This window comes from Streptomyces sp. NPDC088252 (genome assembly GCF_044740965.1).
GTDB lineage: Bacteria > Actinomycetota > Actinomycetes > Streptomycetales > Streptomycetaceae > Streptomyces.
The window spans coordinates 101,817-115,320 of the sequence record NZ_JBIURS010000014.1 but is presented as its reverse complement, the minus strand read 5'-3'; the positions used below and the strand labels follow the sequence as shown (position 1 = coordinate 115,320).

At 73.3% G+C, this 13,504-nt stretch carries 12 protein-coding genes; 10 read left to right on the top strand and 2 right to left on the bottom strand.

The window, feature by feature from the left end; translation table 11 throughout:
* The first annotated feature begins 31 nt into the window (after nt 1-31).
* Genes ACIOHC_RS26925 through cobI form a run of 4 tightly spaced genes read left to right on the top strand, consistent with a single transcriptional unit; the run spans nt 32 to nt 4,758 of the window.
* Nucleotides 32-2,047, top strand: a complete 2,016-nt coding sequence (locus tag ACIOHC_RS26925) for a putative cobaltochelatase (RefSeq protein ID WP_351078983.1) — start codon at nt 32-34, stop codon at nt 2,045-2,047.
* Nucleotides 2,047-2,646 (top strand): cob(I)yrinic acid a,c-diamide adenosyltransferase, encoded by a 600-nt coding sequence (gene cobO / locus ACIOHC_RS26920; RefSeq protein WP_376210088.1) that lies wholly within the window; start codon nt 2,047-2,049, stop codon nt 2,644-2,646. The genes ACIOHC_RS26925 and cobO overlap by 1 nt, the downstream gene beginning before the upstream one ends.
* A gap of 10 nt (nt 2,647-2,656) precedes the next feature.
* Nucleotides 2,657-4,015 carry a cobyrinate a,c-diamide synthase gene (locus ACIOHC_RS26915; protein ID WP_401844275.1) on the top strand — a complete coding sequence of 453 codons (1,359 nt, stop codon included), beginning with the start codon at nt 2,657-2,659 and terminating at the stop codon, nt 4,013-4,015.
* Nucleotides 4,012-4,758 (top strand): precorrin-2 C(20)-methyltransferase, encoded by a 747-nt coding sequence (cobI, locus tag ACIOHC_RS26910; protein WP_351078974.1) that lies wholly within the window; start codon nt 4,012-4,014, stop codon nt 4,756-4,758. The genes ACIOHC_RS26915 and cobI overlap by 4 nt, the downstream gene beginning before the upstream one ends.
* A gap of 23 nt (nt 4,759-4,781) precedes the next feature.
* On the opposite strand, the gene ACIOHC_RS26905 is transcribed toward cobI, so the two are convergent.
* A complete protein-coding gene (locus tag ACIOHC_RS26905; protein ID WP_351078971.1) occupies nt 4,782-5,504 on the bottom strand; it encodes a ZIP family metal transporter in 723 nt (240 codons plus the stop codon).
* A gap of 166 nt (nt 5,505-5,670) precedes the next feature.
* On the opposite strand from ACIOHC_RS26905, the gene cobM reads away from it, so the two are divergent.
* Genes cobM through cobC form a run of 6 tightly spaced genes read left to right on the top strand, consistent with a single transcriptional unit; the run spans nt 5,671 to nt 12,114 of the window.
* Nucleotides 5,671-6,519, top strand: coding sequence for a precorrin-4 C(11)-methyltransferase (gene cobM / locus ACIOHC_RS26900; RefSeq protein WP_351078969.1), 849 nt, complete (start codon nt 5,671-5,673; stop codon nt 6,517-6,519).
* A gap of 14 nt (nt 6,520-6,533) precedes the next feature.
* Nucleotides 6,534-7,802 carry a precorrin-6y C5,15-methyltransferase (decarboxylating) subunit CbiE gene (gene cbiE, locus ACIOHC_RS26895; RefSeq protein WP_351078966.1) on the top strand — a complete coding sequence of 423 codons (1,269 nt, stop codon included), beginning with the start codon at nt 6,534-6,536 and terminating at the stop codon, nt 7,800-7,802.
* Complete coding sequence (gene cobJ / locus ACIOHC_RS26890) at nt 7,799-9,523, top strand: precorrin-3B C(17)-methyltransferase (protein WP_351078963.1); 1,725 nt, start codon at nt 7,799-7,801, stop codon at nt 9,521-9,523. Before cbiE ends, cobJ begins: the two co-directional genes overlap by 4 nt.
* Nucleotides 9,520-10,128 (top strand): precorrin-8X methylmutase, encoded by a 609-nt coding sequence (locus tag ACIOHC_RS26885; RefSeq protein WP_351078961.1) that lies wholly within the window; start codon nt 9,520-9,522, stop codon nt 10,126-10,128. The genes cobJ and ACIOHC_RS26885 overlap by 4 nt, the downstream gene beginning before the upstream one ends.
* On the top strand, nt 10,125-11,036 hold the full coding sequence (locus ACIOHC_RS26880) for a sirohydrochlorin chelatase (protein ID WP_401844272.1): 912 nt from the start codon (nt 10,125-10,127) through the stop codon (nt 11,034-11,036). Before ACIOHC_RS26885 ends, ACIOHC_RS26880 begins: the two co-directional genes overlap by 4 nt.
* The gene (gene cobC, locus ACIOHC_RS26875) at nt 11,020-12,114 is read left to right on the top strand and encodes an Rv2231c family pyridoxal phosphate-dependent protein CobC (protein ID WP_401844270.1); all 1,095 of its coding nucleotides are present in this window, start codon (nt 11,020-11,022) and stop codon (nt 12,112-12,114) included. The genes ACIOHC_RS26880 and cobC overlap by 17 nt, the downstream gene beginning before the upstream one ends.
* A 108-nt stretch (nt 12,115-12,222) precedes the next feature.
* Here cobC and ACIOHC_RS26870 read toward each other — a convergent pair whose 3' ends face one another.
* Nucleotides 12,223-13,260 carry an SCO1860 family LAETG-anchored protein gene (locus ACIOHC_RS26870; RefSeq protein ID WP_351078955.1) on the bottom strand — a complete coding sequence of 346 codons (1,038 nt, stop codon included), beginning with the start codon at nt 13,258-13,260 and terminating at the stop codon, nt 12,223-12,225.
* Between the last annotated feature and the right edge of the window lie 244 nt (nt 13,261-13,504).

Here is a 13,504-nt window from a genome sequence, read left to right as displayed (position 1 = left end):
TGACACCCCGCCGTACCCCCAAGGAGGCATCGTGAGTACGCCGTACCCCTTCACCGCCGTCGTCGGGCAGGACGATCTCCGGCTCGGGCTGCTGCTGAACGCCGTCTCTCCCGCTGTCGGCGGAGTGCTGGTGCGCGGCGAGAAGGGCACCGCCAAGTCCACGGCCGTGCGCGCCCTCGCCGCGCTCATGCCCGAGGTTTCCGTCGTCTCCGGCTGCCGGTTCTCGTGCGACCCCGTGTCGCCCGATCCGGCGTGTCCGGACGGCCCCCACGAACCCGGGACCGGCGTGTCGCGCAACGCGCGCACGGTCGAGCTGCCCGTCGGCGCGTCCGAGGACCGGCTCGTCGGCGCGCTCGACATCGAGCGGGCGCTCGCCGAGGGCGTGAAGGCCTTCGAGCCGGGGCTGCTCGCCGACGCGCATCGCGGGATCCTGTATGTCGACGAGGTCAACCTCCTCCACGACCACCTCGTGGACCTGCTGCTGGACGCCGCCGCCATGGGCGCCTCGTACGTGGAGCGCGAAGGCGTCTCCGTACGGCACGCCGCACGTTTCCTGCTCGTCGGGACGATGAACCCCGAAGAGGGGGAACTGCGACCGCAGTTGCTCGACCGGTTCGGGCTGACCGTCGAGGTCGCCGCGTCCCGCGAGACCGATCAGCGGGTCGAGGTCGTGCGGCGACGCCTGGCGTACGACGACGATCCGGCGGGATTCGCCGCCATGTGGGCCGACGAGGAGGGCGCGTTGCGCGCCCGGATCGTCGCCGCGCGGGCCCTGCTCCCCGAAGTGCGCCTCGGGGACAAGGCGTTGCGGCAGATCGCGGCCACCTGTGCGGCCTTCGAGGTCGACGGGATGCGCGCGGACATCGTCATGGCACGGACGGCCACGGCGCTGGCCGCATGGGCGGGACGTACGGATGTGCTCGCCGAGGACGTGCGGCAGGCCGCTCTGCTCGCGCTCCCGCACCGGCGTCGGCGCAACCCCTTCGACGCGCCGGGCCTGGACGAGGACAAGCTCGACGACACGCTGGAGCAGAACAGCGGCGAGGACGACGACCCGGATCCGGACGGCCCCGGTGGCGGCGGCCGTCCCCCGCGGGGCGACGGGCCCGACACGCCGCCGCAGCCCGAGGGCGAGGCCGGCGACACGCCCGCGCAGTCCGTGCCCGAGCAAGGACAGGGCCAGGGGCAGCAGTCTTCCGGGGGCGGTGAGCAGCAGCCCGTACGCGCCGCCGAACCGTTCCGCACGAAGATGCTGAGCGTGCCCGGCCTGGGCGAGGGCGCGGCGGGACGGCGGTCCCGGGCACGTACCGAGCACGGCCGTACGACCGGCGCCCGGCGTCCGCAGGGCGCCCTGACCAAGCTGCATCTGGCGGCGACCGTGCGGGCCGCCGCCCCGCATCAGCGGGCACGCGGGCGGTCGGGGCGCGGACTGGTGGTCCGACGGGACGATCTGCGGCAGGCGACCCGGGAGGGGCGCGAGGGGAACCTCGTGCTGTTCGTGGTGGACGCCTCCGGGTCGATGGCCGCCCGGCAGCGGATGAGCGCCGTGAAGGGTGCGGTCCTTTCGCTGCTGCTGGACGCGTATCAGCGGCGGGACAAGGTCGGGCTCATCACCTTCCGGGGCAGGGACGCCGAGGTGGTACTGCCTCCGACGTCGTCGGTGGACGCGGCGGCGGCGCGGCTGGAGATGCTGCCGACCGGAGGACGCACCCCCGTGGCAGCCGGGCTGCTGAAGGCCCACGAGGTGCTGCGGGTGGAGCGGCTGCGCGATCCGTCGCGGCGGCCGTTGCTGGTCGTGGTGACCGACGGGCGGGCGACCGGGGGGCCCGAGCCGGTGGCGCTGGCCTCGCGGGCGGCGCGGCTGCACGAGGTCGAGGGCACCGCCTCCGTCGTCGTGGACTGCGAGTCGGGGCCGGTACGGCTCGGTCTCGCGGGAAGTCTCGCGCGCGACCTGGGGGGCACCGCCGTCACGCTCGACGAACTGCGGGCCGACTCGATCGCCGGGCTCGTCAAGGACGTTCAGGGAACCAGCAGGAGGGCCGCGTAATGCCGCAGGGACAGCCGACCACCGTGCCGGACGACGGGCTCACCACCCGTCAGCGCCGCAACCGCCCGCTGCTGGTGGTGCACACCGGCATCGGGAAGGGCAAGTCGACGGCGGCCTTCGGGCTGGCGCTGCGCGCCTGGAATCAGGGGTGGCCGATCGGCGTCTTCCAGTTCGTCAAGTCGGCGAAGTGGAAGGTCGGCGAGGAGAACGCGCTGAAGGTCCTCGGGGCCAGCGGCGAGGGCGGTTCCGTCGCCTGGCACAAGATGGGCGAGGGCTGGTCGTGGGTGCAGCGCGACGAGCAGTTCGACAACGAGGAGGCGGCGCGCGAGGGCTGGGAGCAGGTCAAGCGCGACCTGGCCGCCGAGACGTACCGTCTCTACGTCCTCGACGAGTTCGCGTACCCGATGCACTGGGGCTGGGTCGACACCGACGAGGTGATCGAGGTGCTGCGGAGCCGTCCCGGTACGCAGCATGTGGTCATCACCGGGCGCAACGCTCCCGAGAAGCTGGTGGCGGCCGCCGACCTGGTGACCGACATGTCGAAGGTCAAGCACCCGATGGACGCCGGTCAGAAGGGTCAGCGGGGCATCGAATGGTGAGGGGCCCGCGGTGAACGTTCCGCGTCTGGTGATCGCCGCGCCCGCTTCGGGGAGCGGCAAGACCACCGTGGCCACGGGGCTGATGGCGGCCTTCGCGGGGCGGGGTCTTGCCGTGTCCGCGCACAAGGTCGGGCCCGACTACATCGATCCCGGGTACCACACGCTGGCCACGGGACGCCCGGGGCGCAATCTCGACGCGTACATGTGCGGACCCGAGCTGATCGCCCCGCTGTTCGCGCACGGGGCGCTGGGCTGCGATCTGGCGGTCGTCGAGGGTGTGATGGGGCTGTACGACGGGGCGTCGGGGCAAGGCGAACTGGCGTCCACCGCCCAGGTCGCGAAACTGCTGCGGGCGCCCGTGGTGCTGGTCGTCGACGCGTCGTCGCAGTCGCGGTCCGTGGCCGCGCTGGTGCACGGCTTCGCCTCGTGGGATCCGCGGGTGCGGATCGGCGGGGTGATCCTGAACAAGGTCGGCTCCCCGCGGCACGAGGCGCTGTTGCGGGACGCGTTGGACGAGTCGGGCGTGCCGGTGCTGGGGGTGCTGCGGCGGACGGAGCGGGTGGCCGTGCCGTCGCGGCATCTGGGGCTGGTGCCGGTGGCCGAGCGACGGGCCGACGCGTCGGCCGCCGTGGCGGCGATGGCGGACCGGGTGCGGGCGGGGTGCGACCTGGACGCGCTCATGGCGTTGGCCCGTTCGGCGCCCGGGGTGCCGGGTGAGGTGTGGGACGCGGCCGGTGCGGTGGCCGGGTGCGGCGAGCCCGTTGCCGGGGCCGGAAGGGTCGCCGTCGCGGGCGGGCCCGCGTTCACGTTCTCCTACGCCGAGCACACCGAGCTGCTCGCCGCCGCCGGGGCCGAGGTCGTGCCGTTCGATCCGTTGCGGGACGAGGCGTTGCCCGAGGGCACCCGGGGGCTGGTCGTCGGTGGCGGATTCCCGGAGGTGTACGCGTCGGAGCTGTCCGCCAACGAGGCGCTGCGCGGGGCCGTTGTCGAGCTGGTGGAGTCCGGGGCGCCGGTGGCTGCCGAGTGTGCGGGGCTGCTGTATCTGGCGCGTTCGCTCGACGGGCTGCCGATGTGCGGGGTACTCGATGCCCGGGGGCGGATGTCCGAACGGCTGACGCTCGGCTACCGGGAGGCCGTGGCGGTCTCCGACAGCGTGCTGGCGGCGCCCGGGACGCGGGTGCGCGGGCACGAGTTCCACCGGACCGTGCTGGAGCCGGGCGCCGGGGCCGAACCGGCGTGGGGTCTGCATCAGCCGGAGCGCCGCGTGGAGGGGTTCGTCCAGCAGGGCGTGCATGCGAGTTATCTGCATACGCATTGGGCTTCGGCGCCCGGTATGGCCCGCCGATTCGTTGAGAGGTGCAAGGGATGAACCACGGTCACGGTACGAGCAGGCTGGTCGGCGTCGGTGTCGGGCCCGGTGACCCGGAGCTGGTGACCGTCAAGGGCGTGAACGCGCTGCGTGACGCGGCGGTCGTCGTCGTGCCGGTGATGGACACCGGTGAGCGGGGGCGGGCCGAGGCGACGGTGCTGCACTACGTGTCGGCCGACAAGGTCGTGCGGGTGGTGTTCGCGCTGAACGAGCGGACGGACCGGGCGCGCCGGGAAGCGGCGTGGGACGCGGCGGGCGAGCGGGTCGCGGAGCTGCTGCGTACGCACGGTTCGGTGGCGTTCGCGACGATCGGCGACCCCAATGTGTACTCGACGTTCACGTATCTCGCGCACACGATCGGTGAGTTGCTGCCGGGGACGGCCGTGGAGACCGTACCGGGGATCACCGCCATGCAGGATCTGGCCGCCCGCAGCGGTGCGGTGCTGACGGAGGGCACGGAACCGTTGACGCTGGTGCCGGTGACCGCCGGGGCCGCGGTCCTCAAGGAGGCTCTCGAAGGTCCGGGCACGGTCGTCGCGTACAAGTTCGGGCGGCTGGCCGCGGAGGTGGCCACGGCGCTGCGGGAGACGGGACGTACCGAGGACGCGGTGTGGGGTTCGGCACTCGGGCTGCCCGAGGAGTCGATACGGCCGGCGGCGGAGCTGGACGAGGGGCCGTTGCCGTATCTGTCGACGCTGATCGCGCCCGCACCGCGCGACGGCGGGCGGGGCGGGAAGTTGTGAGGCGCCGGGGTCCGGCACGGTGGTCAGTCCGCGATGCCCACCACCAGCCAGATGAAGCCCACCCCCGCCACGGTGCACAGCAGCGTGGAGCGGGCCGGGTGTGCGTGGTGTGCCTCGGGCAGGATCTCGGCGGCGGCGAGGTAGAGCAGTACACCGCCGAAGAAGCCGAGATAGCAGCCGAGCGCTTCCTCCGGAAGGGTGAACAGCAGCGTCGTCGCCGCGCCCACGAGCGGTGCCAGGGCGTCCGCGAACAGCATGAACATCGACTTGCGACGGGCGTTCCCGTACAGGCTGGTGACCGTGTAGGTGTTGAAGCCGTCGGCGAAGTCGTGCGTGATGACGGCGAGGGCGACGGCGGCTCCCATGCCGGCGCCCACCTGGAAGGCCGCACCGAGCGCGACACCGTCCATCAGGCTGTGGCCGACCATCGCCGCCGCTGCCGTGAGTCCGACCTGCGGCACCCTGCCCTCGCCCGCGCCGTGTGCCGCCTGGCGTACGGCGAGCAGACGCTCCACCAGATGGGCGGCCAGGAAGCCGCCCACGAACAGCAGCAGGGCCGCCGGGACGCCGAAGACCGGATCGCCCGCGGCACCGATCGCCTCCGGCAGCAGATCCAGGCCGACCACGCCGAGCATCAGTCCGCCGGCGAAGCCGAGCACCAGGTGACGGCGGTCGGTGACGCGCTGGGCGACCCAGCCGCCGGCCAGGGTCATCAGGAACGCGCCGAGCGCGACGAACACCGCCATGCGCTCTTGCTAGCCGATTGACCCGGGTGCGCGCATCTCACCGCGCCCTGCCTCACGCCCCGCCCTTCTGTCCGCTTTTCCCGTTTCCCCCGTTTCCCCCGTTTCCCCCGTTTCCCCCGTTTCCCCCGTTTTCTTCGTTTTCCGTTTCCCGAAAGGACCCCGTCCCATGTCCGAAGCAGTCGACGCAGCCGGCACGGTCGCCGCGCCCACCCACGGCAAGGTGACGTTCGTCGGTGCTGGCCCCGGCGCCGCCGATCTGCTGACCTTCCGGGCGGCGCGGGCCATCGCGGACGCCGACATCGTCATCTGGGCGGCCAGCCTGGTGCAGGCGGAGGTTCTGGAGCATGCCCGGGAGGGCGCGGAGATCCTCGACTCGGCGCAGATGTCGCTGGAGCAGGTCGTCGCCGTCTACGAACGCGCGGCGGCCGAGGGGCTGAAGGTGGCCCGTATCCACTCCGGCGATCCTGCGCTGTGGGGCGGCACGCAGGAACAGGTCGACCGCTGTGCCGGCCTGGGGGTCGCGGTCGAGATCGTGCCGGGGGTGTCGTCGTTCTCCGCCGTCGCGGCGATCGCGCAGCGGGAGCTGACGATTCCGGAGGTCGCGCAGTCCGTGATCCTGACCCGTCTCGGTGGCGGCAAGACGCCGATGCCGCCGGGCGAGGAAGTACGGGAATTCGCGCGCCACGGCACGACGATGGCGCTGTTCCTGTCGGCCGCCCGGTCCGGCCAGCTCACCCAGGAGCTGCTGGAGGGCGGCTATCCGACGTCGACGCCGGTCGTGATCGCGTACCAGGCGACCTGGCCGGAGGAGCTGATACTGCACTGCACGATCGGGACCCTGGAGGAAACGGTCAAGGAGCACAAGCTCTGGAAGCACACCCTCTTCCTGGTCGGCCCGGCGCTTTCGGCTTCGGGGACACGCTCGCACCTCTACCACCCGGGGCACTTCCACGGCTTCCGCAAGGCCGACAAGGCGGCGCGGGCCGAACTGCGCGCCCGGCGGTCCGGCTCGTGAACCCGGTCTTCGGCATGGGGACCGCGCCGATCCGGGTCTTCGGTACGGGGACGGGTCAGCCGCTCGGTTCCGACGCCCAGGACGCGCTGGCCGCGGCCACGTTGGTGGTCGGCGCCCGGCGGCATCTGGAAGCCGCGGGGCTGCCGGAGCAGGTCGAGCGCATCGTGCTCGGCCCGCTCGCGCCGGCGCTCGACCGGATCGCGGAGCATGCGCACGGAGGCGGGGCGCGGGTGATCGTGCTGGCCTCCGGTGACCCCGGATTCTTCGGGGTCGTACGGGCGCTGGCGGAGCGTTTCGGGGCGAGCGCGCTCGATGTGCGGCCGGGTTCGCCCTCCGTCGCGGTCGCGTTCGCCCGGCTCGGGCTGGCCTGGGACGACGCGGTCGTGGTCAGTGCGCACGGCCGTGACCCGCGTACCGCGGTGAACGCATGTCTGGCGCACCCGAAGGTGGCCGTCCTGACCGGGCCCGGCGCCGGGCCCGCGGAGCTGGCGGCCGGGCTGGTGCACGGTGCGGAGGGACGCACCCTGGTCGTGGCGACGGCGCTCGGCGATCCGGAGCGGGAGCGCATCGAGCGGCTGACCCCTGCCGAGGCGGTGGCCCGCGACTGGCCGGATCCGGTGAGTGTGGTGCTGTGTCTGGACGAGTCCCGGGTGCTCTCCCCGGTACGGACCGTCGCGGGGCCGCCCGCCGGGCCGGGCGGATGGGCGCTGGACGAGAGGGAGTTCGAGCACCGCGACTCGATGATCACCAAGTTCGAGGTGCGGGCGCTGGCGCTGGCCCGGCTGGGACCGCGCACCGGTGACCTGGTGTGGGACGTCGGTGCGGGTTCGGGTTCGGTCGCGGTGGAGTGCGCGCGGCTCGGCGCGGCCGCCGTCGCCGTGGAGAAGACCCCGGACGGGGTCGAGCGGATCAGGGCGAACGCGGTCGCGCACGCGGTGCATGTGCGCGCGGTGCACGGCTCCGCGCCCGCCGTGCTCGACGCTCTGCCCGACCCGGACGCGGTGTTCATCGGAGGCGGCGGGCGTGAGCTGCCCGCCATCGTGACGGCGTGCGCCCGGCGGGCGCGGCGCTCGGTGGTGGTGGCGCTGGCGGCGCTGGACCGGGTGCCCGAGGTCCGGGCGGCGCTGGCCGGTGCCGGGCTCGTGCCCGAGGGCGTGCTGCTGCAGTCCTCCCGGCTGGCGCCGCTGCCCGGTGAGGTGACGCGGCTCGCCGCGACCAACCCGGTCTTTCTGCTGTGGGGCACCCGCCCCGCGGTCCGTGCAAGTGAAGGAGCAACCCAGTGATCGGCCTGATCTCCGCCACGGCGGCGGGCACCGTCGCCCGCGACCGGCTGGCCGCGGCCTGGCCCGGCCGCACCGTGGTCTACGAGGGACCGGTGCGCGAGGCCGTGCAGCGGGCGTTCGCCGAGTGCGAGCAGCTGGTGTGTTTCCTGGCGACGGGGGCCGTGGTGCGGCTGCTCGCGCCGCTGCTGTCGGACAAGGCCTCGGACCCGGGTGTCGTCTGCGTCGACGAGGCGGGACGCCATGCGGTGGCACTGCTCGGCGGGCACGGCGGCGGGGCGAACGCGCTGGCCGGGGCGGTCGGTGAGGTGCTGGGCGCGGCGCCGGTCGTGACGACGGCGACGGACGCGGCGGGGGTGCCGGGGCTGGACATGCTGGGCCTGCCCGTGGAGGGCGATGTGGCGGGGGTGTCGCGCGCGATGCTCGACGGGGCGGGGGTGGAGCTGCGTGCTGATGCGGTGTGGCCGTTGCCGCCGTTGCCGGCGAATGTCTCCCCCGACGCCGGGGGTGGTGCGGTGCTGCGTGTCACCGACCGGATCGTGGAACTGGGGGCGCGGACCGCTGTGTTGCGGCCCGCGTCACTCGCCGTCGGGGTCGGCGCGTCAAAGGACGCACCGGCCGAGGAGGTCCTCGGGCTGATCCTGGACGCTCTGCACGACGCCGGGCTGTCGCCGCTGAGCATCGCGGAGTTGGTGACGGTCGACGCGAAGGCGGACGAGCCGGGGATCGTCGGCGCGGCCTCGCAGCTCGGCGTACCGCTGCGGACGTACGCCGCCGACGAGTTGGCCCGTATCGAGGTGCCCAATCCCTCCGGCGCGCCGCTGGCCGCCGTCGGGACATCCTCCGTCGCGGAGGCCGCCGCACTCGCCGCGGGGGGCGAGCTCCTCGTACCGAAGCGGAAGTCGAACCCCGCGGGGCGGGCCGCGATGGCTACCTGCGCGGTGGTGCGCCGGGCCCCGCGCGGGCGCCTGGCCGTCGTCGGTCTCGGCCCGGGCGCGCGTGATCTGCTGACGCCGCGCGCCCGTGAGGAGCTGCGGCGGGCCTCGGTGCTGGTCGGGCTCGACCAGTACGTCGACCAGATCCGGGACCTGCTGCGGCCCGGCACCACAATCCTGGAGTCGGGGCTGGGCGCCGAGGAGGAGCGGGCCCGCACCGCGGTCGCCGAGGCGCGCAAGGGGCATGCGGTGGCACTGATCGGCAGTGGTGACGCGGGCGTGTACGCGATGGCGTCGCCCGCGCTCGCCGAGGCCGGCGCCGACATCGATGTGGTGGGTGTGCCGGGTGTGACGGCCGCGCTGGCGGCCGCCGCGATCCTCGGCGCCCCGCTGGGCCACGACCATGTGTCGATCAGCCTCTCCGATCTGCACACGCCGTGGGAGGTCATCGAGCGCCGGGTACGGGCCGCGGCCGAGGCCGACATCATCGTGACGTTCTACAACCCGCGCAGCCGGGGCCGTGACTGGCAGCTCCCGAAGGCCCTGTCGATCCTGTCCGAGCACCGGGAGGCGGCCACTCCGGTCGGTGTCGTACGCAATGCCTCGCGCCCCGACGAGAGCAGCCGGGTGACCTCGCTGGCGGCTCTGGACCCGGCGACGGTGGACATGATGACGGTCGTCACGGTCGGCAACACGGCCACCCGGGAGATCGCCGGCCGCATGGTGACGCCGCGCGGCTACCGCTGGCAGTCGGCCACCGCGGCCCCCGCACAGGAGGGAGCCGAGTGAACCGGCCCTGGGAGAGAACCGTCCACCCCATCGAGCAGGAGTCGTACCGGCGGCTGCGCGCCCGCCTGGACACCTCGCACTTCCCCCCGCTCACCCGGGCCGTCGTGGAGCGGGTCATCCACTCCGCGGCGGATCCGGCGTACGCGACGGACCTGGTCTGCGACGAGGCGTCGCTCGTCCTCGCGCACGCGGCGCTGCACGCCGGCGCTCCGGTCGTCACCGACGTGGAGATGGTCGCGGCGGGCATCACCCGCCGCGAGACCGTGTGCCGTCTGAAGGAGGCCAGGTCCGCTCCCGGGCTGACCCGTTCGGCACACGCGATCCGGCTCGCGTACGAGCAGGTCGGGCCCGGCGCGATCTGGGTGATCGGCAACGCGCCGACCGCACTGGAGGAACTGCTCGTCCTCGACACCGCGCCCGCGCTCGTCATCGGGCTGCCGGTCGGTTTCGTCGGCGCGACCGAGTCGAAGGCGGCACTGCGCGAGAGCGGCCTGCCCGCCGTGAGCAACGTGTCCGAGAAGGGTGGCTCGGCGGTCGCCGCCGCCGCCCTGAACGCCCTGCTGTACCACCCCGTACCCCCCACGAACACCGAGGAGAACCTGTGACCACCGCGTCCACCCGGCCCGCACTGCTCATCGCCGGACACGGCACCAGGGACGAGGGCGGGGCCGCGGCGTTCCGTGACTTCGTGACCGAGCTGGGCGAGCGCCACCCCGAACTGCCCGTCGCGGGCGGCTTCATCGAGCTGTCCCCGCCGCCGCTCGGCGACGCCGTGACCGAGCTGGTCGGGCGCGGTGTGAAGCGCTTCGCCGCCGTGCCGCTGATGCTGGTGTCGGCCGGGCACGCCAAGGGGGACATTCCGGCGGCGCTGGCCCGTGAGAAGGAGCGCCACCCCGGCATCTCCTACACCTACGGCCGCCCGCTCGGCCCGCACCCGGCGCTGCTGAAGGTGCTGGAGCGCCGGGTCGACGCGGTGCTCGGCGACACCGACCGGTCCGAGGTGACGGTGCTGCTGGTCGGGCGCGGTTCGACGGACCCGGATGCCAACGCCGAGGTGTACAAGGCGGCGCGGCTGTTCTGGGAGGGCCGTGGCTACGCGGGGGCGGAGACGGCGTTCGTCTCGCTCGCGGCCCCGGACGTGCCGTCCGGTCTCGACCGTTGCGTGAAGCTGGGTGCCGGGCGCATAGTCGTTCTGCCGTACTTCCTCTTCACCGGCATCCTGCCGGACCGGGTGCGTCATCAGACCGAGGAGTGGGCCGCCGCCCACCCGGAGCTCGATGTCCGCTCGGCCGAAGTCATCGGTGCGGCCGAGGAATTGTACGACCTGGTCATGGAGCGCTACCGGGAGGCCGTCGAGGGCGATCTGCGGATGAACTGCGACTCATGCGTGTACCGGATCGCGCTGCCGGGCTTCGAGGACAAGGTGGGGCTGCCGCAGCAGCCGCACTTCCACCCCGACGACGACGGCCATCATCACCACCACACCCACGGCGGTCATGCACACTCCCACTGAAAGTCCCGACGCGACAAGCGCGGGCACGCACGATCTGCGGCACCACGGTGACGCGGAAGTACGGGGACGGGGACGGGATCTGACCGATCTCGCCGTCAACGTACGGGCGGATACGCCCCCGGCCTGGCTGAGGGCGCGGATAGCCGCATCGCTGGGCACGCTCGCCGCCTACCCGGACGGGCGTCCGGCGCGGGCGGCGGTCGCGGCCCGGCACGGGCTTCCGACGGAGCGCGTGCTCCTGACGGCGGGGGCGGCGGAGGCGTTCGTGCTGATCGCACGGGCGTTGCCGGCCCGCCGTCCGGTCGTGGTCCATCCGCAGTTCACCGAGCCGGAGTCGGCGCTGCGCGCGGCCGGGCACGAGGTGCGGCGGGTACTGCTGCCGGCCGAGGACGGCTTCCGGCTGGATCCGGCGGCCGTGCCCGAGGACGCGGATCTGGTGGTGGTCGGCAATCCGACCAACCCCACGTCGGTCCTGCATCCGGCGGCCGTGCTGGAGCAACTGGCGCGTCCCGGGCGGACGCTGGTCGTCGACGAGGCGTTCATGGACGCGGTGCCGGGCGAGCGCGAGGCGCTGTGCGGGCGTACGGACGTCCCCGGGCTCGTGGTGCTGCGCAGCCTCACCAAGACCTGGGGGCTCGCGGGGCTGCGGATCGGTTACGTACTGGCCGCCCCGGGGACGATCCGCGCGCTGGCGCAGGCGCAGCCGTTGTGGCCGGTGTCGGCCCCGGCGCTGGCTGCGGCCGAGGCGTGCGTGGAGCCGCGGGCCCTGGCCGAGGCGGCCGCCGCGGCGGAGCGGATCGCGGTGGACCGGGCCCATCTGGTCGCGGGGCTAAGGGAGTTCACCGAAGTGCGGGTGATGGAGCCGGCCGAGGCGCCGTTCGTGCTGGTGCGCCTGGAAGGGGCCGACGAGGTACGGGAGCGGTTGCGGGCGCTGGGGTTCGCGGCGCGGCGTGGAGATACGTTTCCGGGGCTCGGTCCGCAGTGGCTGCGGCTGGCGGTGCGCGACCGTGCCACGACCAATCGCTTCCTGCAGGCGCTCGACCAGGCGCTGCAGACGCTGACCGCGGTCACGCGCTGAGCCGACGGCTCGCGGGGAGCGGCGTTCCGTTGCGCGAACGCCGCTCCCCGCCCCCCTGGCCCACGGCCACCCCCTCGGGCCCCGGGCCCCGGGCCCCGGCCGAGCGGCTCAGTCCTGCGCGCGCCGCCTGGCCACGACCATCGCCCCGGCGCCCACCGCCAGCAGCAGGGCCGCACCGCCCGCGATGTACGGGGTCGCCGAACTGCCGCCCGTCTCCGCGAGGTTGGAGTCGACGTCGGGGGCATGGCCGGTGCCGGTCTGGGGCTTCACATCGCCGCCCGTGCTGCCGCCGCCGGAGGTGTTCGCGCCGCTGGTCCCGCCGTTGCCGGAGCCACCACTGGTGGAACCACCGTTGCCGGAACCGCCGTCACTGGAGCCACCACCGGTCGAACCACCGTTGCCGGAACCGCCGTTGTCACCGCCGCCCGACCCGCCCTTCGGCGTCTCGCAGGTCGCCTCGGCGAGCGTGACCTCGCCCTGCACATCGGCGACGTTGAGTTTGAGCGGATTGACGGAGACCTTCAGCTGGAGCGCTGCCGCCGCGGCGGTGCGCGAGGTGGTGTGCGTCTTCGACAGGTCGAGGGTCACCTCTCCGACGCCCGGCACCTTCACCTGTGTGGTACCGCCCGCGCTGAGGCTGATCCGCTTGCCGAGGATCGTCACGTGCCCGAGCACGTTCGACTCGGCGACCGGCTTCCTGCCCACCTCGCAGACCGCCTTGGAGGTGACCTGCTCGACCTCGATCAGCGAGAGCAGCGGCAGTCCGGGCACATGAACGCGGGCCTTCGCCACATTGCTGTACCCCTCGGCCTTGTGCTTGCCGACGGTGGCCCTCGCGGTGGCCACATCGGCGCTCAGGACGCTGAACGGCCGTCCGTCGTCCACCCCGTCGAGCCGGACGCTCAGCGCGGTCCGGTCGGCGCTGGCGGGCGCCTGCACCTCGTTGAGCGTGGCCTTGAGCGGCACATCGATCGTCTTGTTCAGGAGCGAGACGTCGAGTGCGGTACGGAGCACGACCGCGCTCGCCTTCCCGTCGCCGGTGGTCGTGGTGGTCGCGGCGGTGGCGTGCGCCGGGGCCGCGGCCAGCAGGGCGACGGGAGCGACGGCGACCGCCAGGGCGGCCAGGCGGAAGGTATTGCTGTTCAAGATGGTGGAACCCCCACATGAGACATGGAGCCACCGGCACCGTCCAATGGGGGACATCGCGGGCACCGGTGACCTCGACCCCGAAAGCTTTACGCACGGAGGGTGAACTGGCAGACACCTGACGTGAGTTCACCCCAAAGGGGGGTTTTCGCGTTTGTATTCGAATATCTCGGTACGTTCGTTCCTCGCAGTCACCCGATCCGCCGAGCGTGGAGGGCTCGGAGGCCGATTGCGCCGGAGTGCG